At 61.3% G+C, this 17,342-nt stretch carries 18 protein-coding genes; 10 read left to right on the forward strand and 8 right to left on the reverse strand.

Annotation, left to right across the window (positions count from 1 at the left end; translation table 11 throughout):
• The first annotated feature begins 11 nt into the window (after nucleotides 1-11).
• Nucleotides 12-497 (forward strand): SgcJ/EcaC family oxidoreductase, encoded by a 486-nt coding sequence (locus DK870_RS18565; RefSeq protein WP_104994671.1) that lies wholly within the window; start codon nucleotides 12-14, stop codon nucleotides 495-497.
• Between the two features lie 80 nt (nucleotides 498-577).
• On the opposite strand, the gene DK870_RS18570 is transcribed toward DK870_RS18565, so the two are convergent.
• Nucleotides 578-2,005, reverse strand: coding sequence for an amino acid permease (locus DK870_RS18570; RefSeq protein WP_060754149.1), 1,428 nt, complete (start codon nucleotides 2,003-2,005; stop codon nucleotides 578-580).
• 647 nt (nucleotides 2,006-2,652) lie between these two features.
• Between DK870_RS18570 and DK870_RS29370 the strand changes: the two genes are divergently transcribed.
• Both DK870_RS29370 and DK870_RS18575 read left to right on the forward strand, forming a co-directional pair.
• Nucleotides 2,653-2,790, forward strand: coding sequence for a hypothetical protein (locus tag DK870_RS29370; RefSeq protein WP_003175756.1), 138 nt, complete (start codon nucleotides 2,653-2,655; stop codon nucleotides 2,788-2,790).
• A gap of 74 nt (nucleotides 2,791-2,864) precedes the next feature.
• Entirely contained in the window at nucleotides 2,865-3,824 is a 960-nt protein-coding gene (locus DK870_RS18575) for a leucyl aminopeptidase (RefSeq protein WP_161549368.1), read from the forward strand.
• A 567-nt stretch (nucleotides 3,825-4,391) separates the two neighbouring features.
• Here DK870_RS18575 and rluB read toward each other — a convergent pair.
• From rluB to DK870_RS18600, 5 genes are all read right to left on the reverse strand, one after another.
• Entirely contained in the window at nucleotides 4,392-5,603 is a 1,212-nt protein-coding gene (gene rluB, locus DK870_RS18580; RefSeq protein ID WP_060754151.1) for a 23S rRNA pseudouridine(2605) synthase RluB, read from the reverse strand.
• Between the two features lie 276 nt (nucleotides 5,604-5,879).
• Nucleotides 5,880-6,824, reverse strand: a complete 945-nt coding sequence (gene scpB, locus DK870_RS18585; protein ID WP_161549369.1) for an SMC-Scp complex subunit ScpB — start codon at nucleotides 6,822-6,824, stop codon at nucleotides 5,880-5,882.
• Nucleotides 6,825-6,836: 12 nt separating this feature from the next.
• On the reverse strand, nucleotides 6,837-7,535 hold the full coding sequence (locus DK870_RS18590; RefSeq protein WP_174554055.1) for a ScpA family protein: 699 nt from the start codon (nucleotides 7,533-7,535) through the stop codon (nucleotides 6,837-6,839).
• 120 nt (nucleotides 7,536-7,655) lie between these two features.
• A complete protein-coding gene (locus DK870_RS18595; protein ID WP_060754154.1) occupies nucleotides 7,656-8,285 on the reverse strand; it encodes an L-threonylcarbamoyladenylate synthase in 630 nt (209 codons plus the stop codon).
• A 13-nt stretch (nucleotides 8,286-8,298) separates the two neighbouring features.
• Nucleotides 8,299-9,162 (reverse strand): PHP domain-containing protein, encoded by an 864-nt coding sequence (locus DK870_RS18600; RefSeq protein ID WP_060754155.1) that lies wholly within the window; start codon nucleotides 9,160-9,162, stop codon nucleotides 8,299-8,301.
• Between the two features lie 87 nt (nucleotides 9,163-9,249).
• On the opposite strand from DK870_RS18600, the gene DK870_RS18605 reads away from it, so the two are divergent.
• From DK870_RS18605 to DK870_RS18635, 7 genes are all read left to right on the forward strand, one after another.
• Nucleotides 9,250-9,846, forward strand: a complete 597-nt coding sequence (locus DK870_RS18605; protein WP_060754156.1) for a septation protein A — start codon at nucleotides 9,250-9,252, stop codon at nucleotides 9,844-9,846.
• A 1-nt stretch (nucleotide 9,847) separates the two neighbouring features.
• Nucleotides 9,848-10,147 (forward strand): YciI family protein, encoded by a 300-nt coding sequence (locus DK870_RS18610; protein WP_060754157.1) that lies wholly within the window; start codon nucleotides 9,848-9,850, stop codon nucleotides 10,145-10,147.
• Nucleotides 10,148-10,253: 106 nt separating this feature from the next.
• Nucleotides 10,254-10,661, forward strand: coding sequence for a hypothetical protein (locus tag DK870_RS18615; RefSeq protein ID WP_060754158.1), 408 nt, complete (start codon nucleotides 10,254-10,256; stop codon nucleotides 10,659-10,661).
• Nucleotides 10,662-10,668: 7 nt separating this feature from the next.
• A complete protein-coding gene (locus DK870_RS18620) occupies nucleotides 10,669-11,346 on the forward strand; it encodes a response regulator transcription factor (protein WP_090368910.1) in 678 nt (225 codons plus the stop codon).
• A 182-nt stretch (nucleotides 11,347-11,528) separates the two neighbouring features.
• Entirely contained in the window at nucleotides 11,529-11,993 is a 465-nt protein-coding gene (locus DK870_RS18625) for an LTXXQ domain protein (RefSeq protein WP_090368908.1), read from the forward strand.
• Between the two features lie 66 nt (nucleotides 11,994-12,059).
• Nucleotides 12,060-13,403: a HAMP domain-containing sensor histidine kinase gene (locus tag DK870_RS18630; protein WP_104994674.1), complete on the forward strand. Its 1,344-nt coding sequence runs from the start codon at nucleotides 12,060-12,062 to the stop codon at nucleotides 13,401-13,403.
• Nucleotides 13,404-13,443: 40 nt separating this feature from the next.
• Complete coding sequence (locus DK870_RS18635; protein WP_161549370.1) at nucleotides 13,444-14,793, forward strand: CoA transferase; 1,350 nt, start codon at nucleotides 13,444-13,446, stop codon at nucleotides 14,791-14,793.
• Nucleotides 14,794-14,895: 102 nt separating this feature from the next.
• Here DK870_RS18635 and DK870_RS18640 read toward each other — a convergent pair whose 3' ends face one another.
• Both DK870_RS18640 and arcD read right to left on the reverse strand, forming a co-directional pair.
• Complete coding sequence (locus DK870_RS18640) at nucleotides 14,896-15,759, reverse strand: DNA-3-methyladenine glycosylase 2 family protein (RefSeq protein WP_161549371.1); 864 nt, start codon at nucleotides 15,757-15,759, stop codon at nucleotides 14,896-14,898.
• Entirely contained in the window at nucleotides 15,756-17,183 is a 1,428-nt protein-coding gene (gene arcD / locus DK870_RS18645; RefSeq protein WP_161549372.1) for an arginine-ornithine antiporter, read from the reverse strand. Before arcD ends, DK870_RS18640 begins: the two co-directional genes overlap by 4 nt.
• Nucleotides 17,184-17,342: the final 159 nt, after the last annotated feature.

Below are 17,342 nucleotides of genomic sequence, written 5' to 3' on the forward strand. Positions count from 1 at the left end.
GGAGTACTGCCATGCGTACCACATTGATTGCACTGGTTCTCAGCGCTTTTTTACTACCCATAACCGCCCAGGCCGCCCAATCCGCCCCCGAGGATGCGGTGAAAACTGCCATAACCCAGCAACTCAACCGCTATGAAGCCGCATTGAACTCCTCTGATATCGACCGAGTCATGACCTTGTATACGGACGATGCCGTGTTCATGCCGCAGTACAGCCTGCCGGCAGTAGGCCGTGACGCAGTGCGCGCGGCGTATCGTCAGGTCTTCAACACAATCAAGCTCGACATACGCTTTACCATCGATGAAATCCGACCGCTGTCACGTGATTGGGCGTTTGCGCGTACGCGCTCTAACGGTACGGTCAAGCGGCTGTCCAGCGACCAGCAAAGCAGTGCCGAAGGCAACCAGGAAATCTTCCTGCTACATCGAGAAACCGGTGGTCAATGGCGCTTTGCGCGCTACATCTTCACGACCACCCAGCCGCCCAAATTGCCGTGAGGTACACGAGCGCATCCTCGCTCAAGCCCTTAAACAACAAACCCGGCACATGGCCGGGTTTGCTTGATCACACCTTGCGCTTACTTCGCCACGGACACCGATACTGTCGCGTCCAGCGCCTGCTGCGCACTGCGTTTGTGCTTGATGGCGTAGCACGCCGCCATGAACGCCACCCATACCGGGATCGCATACACCGACACCTGGATGCCGGGAGTCATCAACATGATCACCAGGATAAACGCCACGAACGCCAGGCAGAGGTAGTTGCCGTACGGGTACCACAGCGCCTTGAACAATGGCACCTGGCCGGTGCGGTTCATGTGCTGGCGGAACTTGAAGTGGGAGTAACTGATCATCGCCCAGTTGATCACCAAGGTGGCCACTACCAGGGACATCAGCAGTTCCAGCGCATGTTGCGGGATCAGGTAGTTCATCAGTACCGCCACCAGGGTGATCGCCGCTGAAGCGAGGATCGAACGCACCGGCACGCCGCGCTTGTCGATCTTCGCCAAAGCCCGTGGCGCATCGCCCTGCTCGGCCATGCCCAGCAGCATGCGGCTGTTGCAGTAGGTGCCGCTGTTGTACACCGACAGCGCTGCGGTCAACACCACGAAGTTGAGGATGTGCGCGGCGGTATTGCTGCCCAGCATCGAGAACACTTGCACGAATGGGCTGCCGCTGTAGGCATCACCGGAGGCATTGAGGGTCGCCAGCAGGCTGTCCCAGGGCGTCAGCGACAACAGCACCACCAAGGCACCGATGTAGAAAATCAGGATGCGGTAGATCACCTGGTTGATCGCCTTGGGGATCACCGTGCGTGGTTTGTCGGCTTCGGCGGCGGTAAAGCCGAGCATTTCCAGGCCGCCGAACGAGAACATGATGATCGCCATGGCCATCACCAGGCCGCTGACGCCGCTGGGGAAAAAGCCACCGTGATCCCACAGGTTGCTGACCGAGGCTTGCGGGCCGCCGTTGCCGCTGACCAGCAGGTAGCTGCCCAGGGCGATCATGCCGACAATGGCCACGACCTTGATGATGGCGAACCAGAACTCCGCTTCACCAAAGACTTTGACGTTCGCCAGGTTGATCAGGTTGATCAGCACAAAAAACACCGCCGCCGAGACCCAGGTCGGGATCTCCGGCCACCAGTAGTGCACGTATTTGCCGACAGCGGTCAGCTCCGACATGCCCACCAGAATGTACAGAATCCAGCAGTTCCAGCCCGACAGGAAGCCGGCGAAACCGCCCCAGTACTTGTGGGCGAAGTGGCTGAAGGAGCCGGCAACCGGCTCTTCGACGATCATTTCGCCGAGCTGGCGCATGATCATGAAGGCGATGAAGCCACAGATGGCATAACCCAGGATCATCGATGGGCCGGCGGACTTGAGCACCCCGGCCGAGCCCAGGAACAGGCCGGTGCCGATGGCGCCCCCGAGGGCGATCAACTGGATATGCCGATTTTTCAGGCCGCGTTTCAGCTCGCCTGAAGAAGAATGGGGTCCACTCATGAAAAGGGTCTCACGCAAGGTTTGATGATGTTGAATGCACGTTGCTGTCTTGAATCTCGACTCAAGCAGCGCCGCTCAAACCCCAGCGCAGGCACCAGGAGTACAGCGTCTTTCTAACGGTCATGCGTCACCTGTTTGTTTTTATCTGTGACGAAATCGAACCCGTCCGGCTCGTGGCCGGGCGGAGTGATCAGGGGTGATAACCCTGAGGTCTTGGCCTTTGGCGTGGGTACGCAAGGGAGTCACAGTAAAACGCGGCGCATTGTACACCGCTCGACAGCTTGAGGCCGACCTCTGCAAGCGACCGCGACAATCTGTCAGAGATTCCTTACGGCCAGCCCATGCCCCCCAATACCCGGCCTAACCTGTAAATATGTCGTTACAACCCGTAAAACCAGCGTTACAGGCAGCTCAATCTGTCATCTAACGGAAAATTGTCGGTAGGAAAAACCTGATCAATCGGTTCAGCCAGCCTTCTGTTTTTTCAGAAAAAAAATCAACGCCGAAAAAACAGAACAAAAAATTCAAATGAGACCGTGTCAATAAATTTTTTGCATTCTGAAACGCTCTCGCCTAGGTTCTTGAACTTGCCCAGCGAAGCCCGCTGGCATGCCCGTTCTCAAACAACGTCCTCTAGGAGATACACCATGCAAGCACTGGAAAACGACCTGGAAACCGAACTGCAACTCGACGATTGGTTTGAAGCGCCGACCCATGAGGCCGCCGTTGAAATGATGCAAGCCGATGCCGTGGTGCCGTTCGGCACCGCGATGTGGCCTTTCTAAGAAACGGCAGGCATCCGGCAGGTGCTGTGCACGGCACCTGCCCCCCTTACCCAAGGCATCAAAGGACGTACGTCATGGACAAGGCCCGCGCCGTCGAACACTTTCTCTACTACCTCGCTCATCACCCGGCCCTGAACGGCCTGAACCGCCCTACCGTGCTGCTCGGCCATACCGACCGCTACGACGCCATCGCCCAGACAATCATCCAAGGCAGCGCCGCGCGCTTCAACTTCCAGGTACAGCGCCTGGACCTGGCGCCCAGCGAAGCCCTGGCCCAAGCCATCGAGGCCTGTGACCTCTACCTGTTTCTCTACGACTCTTCGACCCTGCCTAACCCACGCGCCGAAGGCCCGGACTTTATCCGCGCCCTGCAAGGCGTGATGGCCGAGCACTGGAAGAAATCCCTGCTGTTCAAGGATTATGGCGACTATTTCTACGACACGTTCAGCGTCGAGCCCCAGCGCATCGCCGACCTCAACGCCACGCTGATCCGGCGCATGTCCGATGCCCGCGTGCTGAGCTTTACCGACAAACACGGCTCACGCCTGGAGGCGCCGCTGAGCAGCATCAAGAAGTGGACCAATATCAACGGCGTGGGCAACCACGACCTGGCCCCCGGCGAAATCGCCACCCACAGCGAGGCCATCAATGGCCAGGTGCGCTTTGTCGGCACCTTCCTCAGCACCATCCCCTTTGCGCGCAAATACGGCGTTCTGCAATCGCCGTTGGAGCTGTGGATCGAAAACTCGACCGTTTGCAGCGTGGCCAGTGACGTGCCTGGGCTGGCGGATGACTTCAACAAATACCTGAACGCCAACCCGTCCAACCGTCGTGTGGAGGAGCTGGGAATTGGCACCAATGAAGGGGTCAAGGATTTGTATGCGCGCAACGCCGGCTTCGAAGAGCGCCATTGCGGCTTGCACCTGGGCTTGGGCGGCGGGCAGAAAGGCAGCCATCACCTGGACTTGATCTTCGCCAGCGGGGTGCTGGCGCTGGATGACAAGCCGGTGTTTGACGGCACCTTTGCCTTCTGAACACCGACTTCAACCTCCACAGAGATCAATTGTGGGAGGGGGCTTGCTCCCGACGGCAGTGGGTCTGCTTATGAAGATGGTGGCTGGTACACCGCTATCGGGAGCAAGCCCCCTCCCACACTTTTTGACCTGATTCCAAGGCAAAAAAACAGCCATCACTTGGATTGGACGGCGCTTTTGCCTTCTGAACACCGACTTCAACCTCCACAGAGATCAATTGTGGGAGGGGGCTTGCTCCCGATGGCAGTGGGTCTGCTTATGAAGATGGTGCCTGGTACACCACTATCGGGAGCAAGCCCCCTCCCACACTTTTTGACCTGATTCCAAGGCAAAAAGGTAGCCATCACTTGCAGTTGACGGCGCCTTTGCCTTCTGAACACTGACTTCAACCTCCACAGAGATCAATTGTGGGAGGGGGCTTGCTCCCGATGGCAGTGGGTCTGCTTATGAAGATGGTGCCTGGTACACCGCTATCGGGAGCAAGCCCCCCTCCCACACTTTTTGACCTGATTCCAAGGCAAAAAAAACGCCAACCCCTAGGGTTGGCGTTTTTGTGCAGCACTTACCTTACTGCGGCTTCTTGCGACCAAAACCCGGGCGCTGACCCGAACCGGCCGGTGCGCCACGGCGCTTGCCCGACGGCTCGTCGGCGACCAGTTTAGGGCCGGGGCGCTTGTTCGCCGCCGGCTTGGAAGGACGCTTGGTGTTGGCGCTGTCGGCGGGGCGATCCGCTTCACCACGGTTGCTGCGACCACCGGCCGGAGCCGGACGCGGCGCGCGTGGTGCACGTTCACCTTCCTGACGCGATGGCGCGGTTGGGCGACGCTCGCCTTCGATGTGCGGCTCACGGGAAATACGACCACCGGTTGCCGGCGCATTGAGTGCCGGGCGCAGGGTCCGGGCCACGCGTTCGGTACGCGCCACAGGGCGCGACGATTTACGCTGCATGCGCTCGAGCTTGTCTTTGCTCTTGGCGTTCATCTGTGGCATCGCCACTGGCGTCAGGCCGACTTCGGCACTGAGGATGTCGACTTCGTACTGGCTCATTTCACGCCAGCGCCCCATCGGCAGGTCGGAGTTCAAGAACACCGGCCCGAAACGCACGCGCTTCAGGCGGCTGACCACCAGGCCCTGGGATTCCCACAGACGACGCACTTCACGGTTACGACCTTCCATCACCACGCAGTGGTACCAGTGGTTGAAACCTTCGCCACCTGGCGCCTGCTTGATGTCGGTGAACTTGGCCGGACCGTCTTCCAGCACCACGCCCGCCTTGAGACGTTCGATCATCTCGTCATCGACTTCACCGCGTACACGCACCGCGTATTCACGATCCATCTCGTAGGACGGGTGCATCAGGCGGTTGGCCAGCTCACCGTCGGTGGTGAACATCAGCAAACCGGTGGTGTTGATGTCCAGGCGACCGATGTTGATCCAACGGCCTTCCTTCGGCTTGGGCATCTTGTCGAACACGGTCGGACGGCCTTCCGGGTCGTCACGGGTGCAGATCTCGCCATCGGGCTTGTTGTACATGATCACGCGGCGCACCGACTCGGCGGCCTCTTCACGCTTGATGACCTTGCCATCAATAGTGATTGCATCGTGCAGGTCCACGCGCTGGCCAAGAGTGGCCTCGACGCCGTTGACCTTGATGCGCTTCTGGGTGATCCAGGCTTCGACGTCGCGGCGCGAGCCCACGCCGATACGCGCCAGCACCTTTTGCAGTTTTTCGCCTGCTGGGCCGATTTCCTGGCTGTCGTTCTGGTCTTTGTCGTTCATCTTAAGCACCTCCCGGTGGGTCGATTCAGGCGCGGCCTGAAGAGTGTTGAAAGCGGGGCTTTGGCCGAATAGGTCGGCAAAGGGTCGCGAATCATACGCGCATGGCGCGTGTTGCGCACCACAGAGTAGTCGATTAGCGCCAAGTCATTCACTTTTCCGCCGACCGGTGAGGATTGTGGGAGGGGGCTTGCTCCCGATTGCGATGTGTCAGTCTCAATCTCCTTGACTGAGCCACCGCTATCGGGAGCAAGCCCCCTCTCACATAAGGTCCTTGAGTCAGTCTTCGAACTGGCGTCGCTCGGCCTCGATGGCTTCGGCCAGGGCTCGGGCTTCGTCCTCTTCGTCGCTCAGCGGCGGTTGTTCGAGGGCAGCGACGGCGGCCAGGAGCTTTTCCCGGGCCTGGGCAACGCCGAGGATGTCTTCCTCTGACTCTGGCTCTGGCTCTGGCTCTGGCTCTGGTTCTAGCTCTGGCTCAACCTGTTCCTGGGGTTGCGCCTGCACAGTATCCTCGCGCAGCAAATCGTCGAAGTCCGTCTTGATGCCCTGTTCCATGTCGTCCAGTTCCAGCAACAACGTATGGAAACTGGTTTCGTCCTTCGGCTCTTCCGGCTCGGCCGTGGCGTCCGCCAACTCCTGCAGGCCGGGGGGAACCGGGGCATCGTCGAAGTCGAGCACCGGCTCGGCCTCCATCTCGCGCAGTTCGGCCAAGGGCGGCAAGTCGTCGAGATTTTTCAGGTTGAAGTGGTCGAGAAACATCTTGGTGGTCGCGAACATCGCCGGCTTACCGGGTACGTCCCGGTAACCGACGATGCGAATCCACTCGCGCTCAAGCAACGTCTTGACGATATGGCTATTGACCGCCACGCCCCGCACATCCTCGATCTCGCCCCGCGTGATCGGCTGGCGATAGGCGATCAGCGCCATGGTCTCCAGCATAGCCCGCGAATACCGCTGCGGGCGTTCCTCCCACAAGCGGCCGACCCATGGGGAAAATTTCTCACGGATCTGCAGGCGATAACCCGAAGCCACTTCCAGCAGCTCAAAGGCACGGCCCTCGCAGGACTTGCGCAGAATCTCCAGCGCCTTCTTGAACACTGGCGGCTCGGGGCGCTCGGCTTCTTCAAACAGTTCGAACAGGCGCTCCAGGGATTGCGGCTTGCCCGAGGCCAGGAGAAAAGCTTCCAGCAACGGCGCCAGTTCGCGGGGTTCAGTCAGATTCATCGATTCAGCTCTTTATTCGGCTCGCGCCCGCACGTGGATAGCCGCAAAAGGCTCATTCTGGACCAGCTCGACCAACGATTCCTTGACCAGTTCGAGGATCGCCATAAAGGTCACCACGACTCCCAGGCGCCCTTCTTCAGCGGTGAACAGTTCGACAAAGGGCACAAAACCACCGCCTTTCAGACGTTCAAGCACATCGCTCATGCGTTCGCGCGTCGACAGCGCCTCGCGACTGACCTGATGGCTTTCAAACATGTCGCCACGGCGCAGCACCTCGGCCATGGACATCAACAGTTCTTCCAGGCTCACGTCCGGCAACAGCTTGCGCGCCCGTGCCTGCGGGGCATCCAGCTTGGGGACCACCACATCACGACCGACCCGGCTCAAGCCATCAATGCCTTCGGCGGCGGCCTTGAAGCGTTCGTACTCTTGCAGACGGCGGATCAGCTCGGCACGCGGGTCGTCCTCTTCGGCTTCCACCGTCTCCGAGCGCGGCAACAGCATGCGCGACTTGATCTCGGCGAGCATGGCCGCCATCACCAGGTATTCGGCGGCCAGTTCCAGGCGTACCGATTGCATCAGCTCGACATAGCCCATGTATTGGCGGGTGATTTCCGCCACCGGAATATCGAGGATGTTGATGTTCTGCTTGCGGATCAGGTACAGCAGCAAGTCGAGCGGGCCTTCGAAGGCTTCAAGAAAGACTTCCAGGGCGTCCGGCGGGATGTACAGGTCCAGCGGCATTTCCATGACCGCCTGGCCATACACCATGGCGAACGGCAGTTCCTGCTGGGCGCCCGCCTGGGGGTCAACGGTTTCCACGACCGACATTCAGGCCTCGACCATAAACGGCGCCGGGTCGCCACAGCCCACGCGGACCACTTCGGGCTCGCCGTCGGCCAGGTTGATCACGGTGGAGGCCTTGTTGCCGCCGTAGCCGCCGTCGATGATCAGGTCGACATGTTTTTCCAGCAAACGGCGCATCTCGTAGGGGTCATACAAGGGCTCTTCTTCACCCGGCAGGATCAGCGACACACTCATCAATGGCTCGCCCAGCTCAGCCAACAGCGCCAGGGCAATCGGATGCTCCGGCACCCGCAGGCCGATGGTGCGTTTTTTCGGGTGCAGCAACAGGCGCGGCACTTCGCGGGTGGCGTTGAGGATAAAGGTGTAGGGCCCCGGCGTGTGTGCCTTGAGCAGGCGGAAAGTGCCGGTGTCGACCTTGGCGAACAGCCCCAGTTGGGACAGGTCGCTGCAGATCAGTGCAAAGTTGTGGTTCTTGTCCAGATCCCGCAGGCGTCTGACCCGCTCGACCGCACTTTTGTCACCGATCTGGCAACCGATGGCGTAGGACGAGTCCGTGGGGTAGATCACCACACCGCCGGCGCGAATGATCTCCACGGCCTGTTTTATCAGGCGCGCTTGCGGGTTTTCCGGATGAATCTGGAAGAATTGGCTCACGTGTTCTACCTGTTCAGACGGTGGCAGTAATGGGGTCATGCTTGAATCGCCCCCACAGGAGCGGCAGGTCTTCCGGGACTTGGCGATACTCGCCGATCTCGGACCAGCCGCCTGGGCCATGAAAATCACTGCCGGCGCTGACCAGCAGACCAAATTCGCGGGCAAGGATCGCCAGGCTGCCGACTTGTTCGGCGGGCTGATGCCCATTGACCACTTCGATTGCGTGGCCACCCGCTCCAATATAGTCGCCAATCAGCTTGCGGCGCTTGCTGCGGGTGAAATCGTAATGCCAGGGGTGCGCCAGGCTGACCCAGGCACCGGAGGCGCGCAATGTCTCGACGGTGTCTTCCAGGGTCGGCCAATGCAGCTTCACATCGCCCAGCTTGCCGGCGCCCAGCCATTTGCGGAAGGCCTCGGCACGGTCTTTGACAAACCCTTCACGCACCATCCAGTCGGCAAAATGCGGCCGGGCCGGCGCGTTGCCGCTGTCACCCAGCTCCTGCTGGATGGCGCGGGCACCGTCGAGGGCATTGGGCATGCCTTTGAGGCTGAGTTTGCGGCTTATTTCTTCGGACCGCAGCCAGCGGCCATCGTGCAATTGGGCGATGGCCTTCACCAGTGGCGGGGCTGCCTGGTCGAAACCGTAGCCCAGCACATGAATAGTGGCGCCGCCCCAAGTGCAGGACAATTCCACGCCGTTGACCAGTTGCATGCCCAGGGCATGGGCGGCTGCGCGGGCTTCATCCAGCCCCTCGAGGGTGTCATGGTCGGTCAATGACAAGACTCGCACGCCTTTTTCAAACGCTCGCGCAACCAGTGCCGCGGGCGCCAGGGCGCCGTCGGAGGCTGTGCTGTGGCAGTGCAAATCAACATTCACGGGACTGTGTAACCTCAAGTCAGCTGGCGCTTTCGCTACCAAGGATGTTTGTTATTATGCCGCCACATCCAGCTTCTGGCTCTTACTGTGAAACAATTCATCGACTTCATCCCGCTGTTGCTGTTTTTCATCGTTTACAAACTCGACCCCAGGGTCATCGATCTAGCGGGCCACGAGCTGACCGTCGGAGGCATCTACAGCGCCACTGCCGTGCTGATCATCAGCTCCGTGGTGGTCTACGGCGCGATCTTCATTTCCCAGCGCAAACTGGAAAAAAGCCAATGGCTGACCCTGGTCGCCTGCCTGGTCTTCGGCAGCCTGACCCTGGCCTTCCACAGCGAAACCTTCCTCAAGTGGAAAGCCCCGGCGGTGAACTGGCTGTTCGCCCTGGCGTTCATCGGCAGCCACTTCGTCGGCGACCGCCTGTTGATCAAGCGGATCATGGGCCATGCACTGACCCTGCCGGAGCCGGTCTGGACACGCCTGAACGTGGCCTGGATCGTGTTTTTCCTGTTCTGCGGCGCCGCCAACCTGTTCGTGGCCTTTACCTTCCAGGACTACTGGGTGGACTTCAAGGTGTTCGGCAGCCTGGCCATGACCGTGCTGTTCCTGGTCGGCCAGGGTATCTACCTGTCCCGTCACCTGCATGACACCGACCCTACCACGCCGAAAACCGAGGACTGACATGCTCTACGCAATCATTGCCACCGACGTCGCCAACTCCCTGGAAAAACGCCTGAGTGTGCGCCCAGCCCACGTGGAGCGCCTGCATGTGCTGCAAGCCGAAGGCCGCCTGGTGCTGGCAGGCCCGCACCCTGCGGTCGACAGCAACGACCCGGGCGCGGCCGGCTTCATTGGCAGCCTGATCGTCGCCGAGTTTGCGTCCCTGGCCGATGCCCAGGCGTGGGCGAAGGCCGATCCGTATGTCGCGGCCGGCGTCTACGCCGATGTGCTGATCAAGCCGTTCAAGCAAGTCCTGCCGTAATGCAAGGAGCGTCGAACCTAATCGGTTCGGCGTACTCCTAATGGCTCATTATTCCCGGTAACCTGCCGACAACGTTCTGAATATTCGTGTGGAATCAGGAGTTCCGATGCGCTTACGTCAGTTGTGTCTGTTGGCAGTGTTAACGATCGGGGCTACGGCCCACGCTGAAGAAACCTCGAGCACCGGCAGTTCCACGCCCCTGTCCTTGAGTGCCGGCAGCCAGATCACCGAGTTGCAGCAACGCTTGCAAGAAAGCGAACGACAACGGGAAGAACTGAGCAAACAACTGCAAAGCGCGGATGCCGCCCGCGAAAGCGCCCAACTGAATCGCTTGCGCCAGGAGAACCAACGCCTGGCCCAGCAACTCAAAGAAACACAGGGTGGCGCCTTGACGCGCTGGCTGACCGAACAACAACAGTGGTTCGTCACGGGTGCGGCCGTCGCGCTGATCGCCTTGCTGTGCGGGATCTTCGCCAGCGGTGGGCACCGTCGCCGTCGACAATGGCTAAATTGAGTAAGTCATGAGCGAGCTGTTACTGATAGATGATGACCAGGAGCTCTGTGAGCTGCTGAGCAGTTGGCTGAGCCAGGAAGGCTTTCACGTACGCGCCTGCCACGATGGCTTGAGCGCCCGCAAAGCCTTGGCCGACGCCGCCCCGGCGGCGGTGGTGCTTGACGTGATGCTGCCCGACGGCAGCGGCCTGGAATTGCTCAAGCAATTGCGCACCGACCATCCGGAGCTACCGGTACTGATGCTTTCGGCCCGTGGCGAACCGCTGGACCGTATCCTCGGCCTGGAACTGGGCGCCGACGACTACCTGGCCAAACCCTGCGACCCTCGGGAACTCACCGCCCGCCTGCGCGCCGTGCTGCGCCGCAGCCACCCTGCGGCCGTATCCACGCAGATGGAACTGGGTGACCTGTGCTTCAGCCCGGTGCGCGGCGTGGTCAGCATCGATGAACAGGAATTCTCTCTCACCGTCTCCGAAAGCCGTCTGCTGGAAGCCTTGCTGCGCCAGCCCGGCGAACCGCTGGACAAGCAGGAACTGGCGCAGATCGCACTGGGGCGCAAGCTGACGCTCTACGACCGCAGCCTGGACATGCACGTCAGCAACCTGCGCAAGAAGATCGGCCCGCACCCGGACGGTCGGCCACGGATCGTGGCATTGCGTAGCCGCGGTTATTACTACAGCCTTTAAGGCAGTTCTAAGTGGCAAGCTGCAAGCGGCAAGTGAAAAGCGCTGACTTGCTGCTTGCAGCTGACAACTTGCAGCTGCGCCTCTCCCTTACCAAACCTTTACCCTCTCCTGACGGCGCCTGACCTTGATCTCCTTAATCTACCCACATCCGGACTCACCGGAATAGAGACAGGAGAATCACCATGCGCAAGACCCTTATCGCTCTGATGTTCGCCGCTGCCCTGCCGACCGTTGCCATGGCCGCCATGCCGGAAGGCCCAGGCCCGATGGGCGGCCCTGAAGGTCACATGATGGGTGGCCCGGGCCACGGCGGTGAACACGGTCCACGCGGCAGAGGCGGCCCATTCCGCGAGCTGGACCTGAGCAAGGAACAACGCCAGCAAATCGGCAAGTTGATGGGTGAGCAATGGCACGCTCGCAAAGACCTGGTCAAAAAGTACCTGGACAAACTCCCGGCCGCCGACCAGAAAGCCATGCAGGATGAGATCGAGGCGGGCAAGCTGAAAACCCAGGCCGACATCCGCGCCGTGCTGAAACCCGATCAGCAGAAGAAATTCGACGAGATCGTCAAGAAACAAGCCGAGCGCCGTGCCGAATGGAAGGAATTCCAAGCCTGGAAAGCCCAACAGCCGCAAAAAGCGCAATAATGCTCTAGCTTTACTTCCCCAGCCCAGCGGCGCACCCGCTGGGCTTTTCCTGTTTGAGGGTTTCCTGTGCGCTCATTGTTCTGGCGGATCCTGGCAAGTTTCTGGCTGGCCATCGCCTTGGTTGCCGGGTTATCGATCCTGCTTGGGCACATGCTTAATCAAGATGCCTGGATTCTCAGCCGCCACCCCGGCCTGCGCAATCTGGCGCAGGAATGGACCCAGCTCTATGAAGCCCAGGGCGAGGACGCCGCGCAGGACTTGCTGCAGCAGCGCAAACGCCAGTACCACATCGACGTGCAAGTGCTGAACGAAAGCGGCGATCCAGTGGTGCGCGGCACCTTCCCGCGCCGCGCCGCCGCTTTCGAAGCCAAACAGAACGACAGCAAGGACGGCCACCTGCCGTGGCGGCGCCTGACCGCCGAGTACACCAGCGAAAAAACCGGTGACACTTACCTGCTGATCTACCGCATCCCCCACCCGGAACTGGACGCCTGGCATCGGGGCAGCCTGATGTGGCCGCTGAGCGCCTTGGCGATTGCCTTGGTGGTGCTGACCTTGTTCAGCCTGCTGGTGACGCTGTCCATCACCCGTCCGCTCAGCCGTCTGCGCGGGGCCGTGCACGATCTTGGCCAGACCACCTACCAGCAGAACAGCCTGGCGAAACTGGCCAACCGCCGCGATGAGTTCGGCGTACTGGCCAACGACTTCAACCGCATGGGCGCACGCCTGCAAAGCCTGATCGGCAGCCAACGCCAGTTGCTGCGCGATGTGTCCCACGAACTGCGTTCACCGTTGGCCCGCCTGCGCATCGCCCTGGCCCTGGCCGAACGCGCCAGCCCCGAAGAGCGCGAGCGCCTGTGGCCGCGCCTGACCCGCGAATGCGACCGCCTGGAAGCGCTGATCAGCGAAATCCTGGTGCTTGCCCGCGTCGATGCCGACAACGCCAGTGCCGAAGAAATGGACCTGGTCCCGCTGCTCAAAACCCTGCAAAAGGACGCCCAGCTCGGTGCACCGGAGCAGGTAGTCGCGCTGAACGCCGACGCCGACCTGCACCTCAAAGGCTGGCCGACCATGATCGAACGGGCGGTGGATAACCTGTTGCGCAATGCCCAACGCTTTAACCCACCGGGGCAGCCTATCGAGTTGCAAGCCCAACGCCAGGGTGAGCGCATTCTGATCAGCGTGCGTGACCATGGCCCCGGCGTCGAAGCCGAGCACCTGAGCCAGCTGGGCGAACCGTTTTACCGCGCCCCCGGGCAGACCGCCCAGGGCCACGGTCTTGGCCTGGCCATTGCGCGCCGCGCCGCCGAACGCCATGGCGGCAGCCTGCTCCTGAGCAACCATCCCGACGGCGGTTTTATCGCCAGTATCGACCTGCCGTTGCAACCTGGGGTTGTCACGCCGGTGTGATGATCTTCTATAGTGGCCCTTCTCTTACGGAGGGCCTTTGATGATTGACTTGCTGACACCCATCCAAGCCGCACTCGATTTACCGCCGACCCCACTGGCCAGAACCTCGGCCGGTGCCCTGCCCTCGACCTTCGCCGTCACCGAACTGGCCGTTGCCAGCATCGGCGCCGCCGGCCAGGCCGTCGCGCAGCTGGTCCAGCAACAGACCGGGCGCTTGCCTGCGGTCACGGTGGACCAGCGCCTGGCGTCCTTCTGGTTCTCGTCGTCGATTCGCCCGGTTGGCTGGCAGGTACCGCCGCTGTGGGACCCGGTAGCCGGTGACTATGCCAGTGCCGATGGCTGGATTCGTTTACACACCAACGCACCCCATCACCGCGCGGCCGCCGAAAGCATACTGGGCAAAGTCACCGACCGAACCGACATGGCCGGCAAAGTGGCAACCTGGAACGCTGCAGACCTGGAGCAGGCGATCGTCGATGCGGGCGGTTGCGCCGCGCAGATGCGTAGCTGGCAGGCCTGGCAAACCCACCCCCAAGGGTTGGCGGTGAATGCCGAGGCGTTGGTACAGCGACGTACCTTCGACACGGTGACTGAACAACCCTGGCTCGGCTCCGTCGCGCGCCCACTGGCGGGGATCAAGGTGCTTGACCTCACCCGGGTTTTGGCCGGCCCCGTGGCCAGCCGCTTCCTGGCTGGCCTCGGCGCCGATGTGCTGCGTATCGATTCACCCAGCTGGAACGAACCGGGCGTGGTGCCGGAGATGACCCTGGGCAAACGCTGCGCCCGTCTGGACCTGAAAAGCGCCGAAGGCCGGCAGATCTTCGAGACGCTGCTCAAAGATGCGGACATCCTGTTCCACGGCTATCGCGCCGACGCCCTGGAGCACCTGGGCTACAACGCCGAGGAACGGCAACGACTCGCCCCCGGCCTGATCGACGTGAGTCTCAACGCTTACGGCTGGAGCGGGCCGTGGCGCAATCGGCGGGGTTTCGACAGCCTGGTGCAGATGAGCAGCGGGATTGCCGAAGCCGGCCTGGCCTGGCAACAGGCGGACAGACCGGTGCCGCTACCGGTACAGGCGCTGGATCACGCTACCGGGTATCTGCTGGCGGCCGGTGCGATTCAAGCCTTGAGTGAGCGCTTGAAAACCGGGCGTGGCAGTTCGGCGCGGTTGTCATTGGCCCGCACGGCGAAGTTGCTGGTGGACGCCGGGCAAGTGCCCGCGCAACCGGCGCTACGCGCTGAAGGGCCGGATGATCAAGGCTTGGTGGTGGAGCCGACGGCCTGGGGCCCGGCGCATCGGTTGCTGGCGCCGTTGAGCATCAGCGGGACGCCATTGCAGTGGGAGTTGCCGGCTGGGGAACTGGGTTCGCATCGACCGCAGTGGTGACCTTAAGACTGCTATCGGGAGCAAGCCCCCTCCCACACTCGACTGCATTGCAAATCAAGTGTGGGAGGGGGCTTGCTCCCGATGAGGCCAGTACTGCCACACTCAATCCCCCCGGCTCAGCGACGTCCACAAATGCTGCGCCGCATAGGCCCTCAAAGGCCGCCATGCCTCGGCGCGGGCCAGCAATTGTCGCGCCGAAACCGGCCCGCCCTCTAACGCTGCCAACGCATTGATCAAGCCGATATCGCCGGAGGCAAACGCATCCGGCTCGCGCATCTGACGCATGGCGATGTACTGCGCGGTCCAGTCGCCGATGCCCGGCAAAGCCACCAGCCGCGCCACGCCCTCCTTGAGAGTGGCCTTGGGCTCGAATACTTGCGGATCATCCAGCCACGCCTGGGCCACTCCCGACAAGGTCCGTCCCCGCGCCTTGGGCATGCCCAGGCTCGCCAGGTCCGCTGCGGCGAGGACCTGGGCCGTGGGGAACGCATGGGTGATGCCCGGGTGCGGTGTTTGCAGCGGCCGCCCATAGTGCGCCACCAACTTGCCTGCCAGGCGGATAGCCGCAACCACTGTGATCTGCTGCCCCAGCACCGCGCGAATCGCCAGCTCCAGCCCATCCCAAGTGCCTGGAACCCGAAGCCCCGGGCGAGCGGCGACCAATGCGGCCATCAGCGGATCGGCAGCCAATTGCGCGCCGATCAACTCGGGCTGTGCATCCAGATCAAACATTGCCCTCAAGCGTCGCTCGATCTCGGGCAGGGCCTGCGCGTCGGGAAACGCCACCTCAACCTCCAACCAATCGCCCGAACCCGGCGCCACACAGATCCAACCCAACTGCCCATTCACACTGATGCTGCGCCGATACACGCCGTCGACCAGGGTTTCCAGGCCGGTAATTGCACGCATCGTCAGAAAATCCACCATCGCAGCCCAATCATATGGCGGCTGATACACCAGTCTCACAACGACAACACCCCGCTGTACAAGCCATACGCCGCCAGGCCTGCGCCAGCGATCACGCCGCTGAAAATGCCTTTTTCCATCAGCGTGAACAAGGGGCGGCCCTGTTCGCGCTTGGCCTGGGCGAACAGAATCACCCCCGGTGCGTAAAGCAGTGCTGACAACAACAGGTATTTCAGGCCCGCGGCGTAGAGCAGCCAGAGGGCATAACCGAGGGCGATCAGCCCGACCAGTAAATCCTGCCGGCGTCGGCGCTGGGCGCCTTCATAGGTTTCGCCGCGCCCACTCAGCAACACGGCATAGGCCGCCGACCAGAGGTAGGGCACCAGAATCATCGAAGACGCGAGGTAAATCAGGGTGGTGTAGGTGCTTTGGGAAAACAGCGTCACCACCAGAAAAGCCTGGATCATCACGTTGGTCAGCCACAAGGCGTTGACCGGCACCTGGTTGGCGTTTTCCTTTTTCAGGAAGGCCGGCATGGTCTTGTCCTGCGCCGTGGAGTAGAGGATCTCGGCGCAGAGCAACGCCCACGAGAGCAAGGCCCCCAGCAATGACACCGCCAGGCCGAGGCTGATCAGCATCGCGCCCCACGGGCCAACGATATGTTCCAGCACGCCGGCCAGGGACGGGTTTTGCAATTGCGCCAACTCCGGCCGGCTCATGATGCCCAGGGACAACACATTCACCAGCACCAGCAGCGCCAGCACGCCAAGAAAGCCGGTCACCGTGGCGCGCCCCACATCCACGCGTTTCTCGGCCCGCGCCGAATACACGCTGGCCCCTTCGATGCCGATGAACACAAACACGGTGACCAGCATCATGTGGCGCACCTGGTCGACCACGCTGCCGATCTTCGGGTTGCCCAGGCCCCAGATATCCCGGGTGAAGATATCCGCCTTGAACGCCACGGCGGCGATCACGATAAACATCAGCAGCGGCACGATCTTCGCCACGGTAGTGATCTGGTTGATGAACGCCGCCTCCTTGATCCCGCGCAGTACCAGAAAATGCACCGCCCACAGCAACAGCGACGCACAGCCGATGGCGACCGGCGTATTCCCCTGGCCGAACACCGGAAAAAAGTAGCCGAGGGTGCTGAACAGCAAGACGAAGTAGCCGACGTTGCCCATCCAGGCACTGATCCAATAGCCCCACGCCGATGAGAAACCCATGTAGTCGCCAAACCCGGCCTTGGCATAGGCATACACTCCGGAATCCAGCTCGGGCTTGCGATTGGCCAGGGTCTGGAACACGAACGCGAGGGTCAGCATGCCGACGGCGGTGATGGCCCAACCAATCAATACGGCACCCACCTCGGCGCGGGCAGCCATGTTTTGCGGCAGAGAAAAGATCCCGCCGCCAATCATCGATCCCACCACCAAGGCAATCAGGGCACTGAGTCGCAGTTTCTGCGGCGATTGGGACATGAACACTCCTGATGAACAACAACTTGAGCTGAAAACTGTGCACTTCGCTCATTGACTCGGCGAGCGCAACGTTTATTAGAAACCGCGATAAAACTTACTTATTCATAACGTAGCGGCATTTCAATTAATCCGATTCGGGTTTATTTAGAATTTAAATAC

Origin of the sequence: Pseudomonas sp. Q1 (genome assembly GCF_009935975.1) — a bacterium.
GTDB classification, from domain to species: domain Bacteria; phylum Pseudomonadota; class Gammaproteobacteria; order Pseudomonadales; family Pseudomonadaceae; genus Aquipseudomonas; species Aquipseudomonas palleroniana.

Excerpts from the sequence above, each read along its gene's own strand:
- DK870_RS18570 (WP_060754149.1), bottom strand. The coding sequence starts at position 2,005 with ATGAGTGGACCCCATTCTTCTTCAGGCGAGCTGAAACGCGGCCTGAAA.
- DK870_RS18615 (WP_060754158.1), top strand. The coding sequence starts at position 10,254 with ATGCGCTTACGTCAGTTGTGTCTGTTGGCAGTGTTAACGATCGGGGCT.
- arcD (WP_161549372.1), bottom strand. The coding sequence starts at position 17,183 with ATGTCCCAATCGCCGCAGAAACTGCGACTCAGTGCCCTGATTGCCTTG.
- DK870_RS18635 (WP_161549370.1), top strand. The coding sequence starts at position 13,444 with ATGATTGACTTGCTGACACCCATCCAAGCCGCACTCGATTTACCGCCG.
- DK870_RS29370 (WP_003175756.1), top strand. The coding sequence starts at position 2,653 with ATGCAAGCACTGGAAAACGACCTGGAAACCGAACTGCAACTCGACGAT.
- DK870_RS18625 (WP_090368908.1), top strand. The coding sequence starts at position 11,529 with ATGCGCAAGACCCTTATCGCTCTGATGTTCGCCGCTGCCCTGCCGACC.
- DK870_RS18610 (WP_060754157.1), top strand. The coding sequence starts at position 9,848 with ATGCTCTACGCAATCATTGCCACCGACGTCGCCAACTCCCTGGAAAAA.
- rluB (WP_060754151.1), bottom strand. The coding sequence starts at position 5,603 with ATGAACGACAAAGACCAGAACGACAGCCAGGAAATCGGCCCAGCAGGC.
- scpB (WP_161549369.1), bottom strand. The coding sequence starts at position 6,824 with ATGAATCTGACTGAACCCCGCGAACTGGCGCCGTTGCTGGAAGCTTTT.
- DK870_RS18575 (WP_161549368.1), top strand. The coding sequence starts at position 2,865 with ATGGACAAGGCCCGCGCCGTCGAACACTTTCTCTACTACCTCGCTCAT.
- DK870_RS18620 (WP_090368910.1), top strand. The coding sequence starts at position 10,669 with ATGAGCGAGCTGTTACTGATAGATGATGACCAGGAGCTCTGTGAGCTG.
- DK870_RS18565 (WP_104994671.1), top strand. The coding sequence starts at position 12 with ATGCGTACCACATTGATTGCACTGGTTCTCAGCGCTTTTTTACTACCC.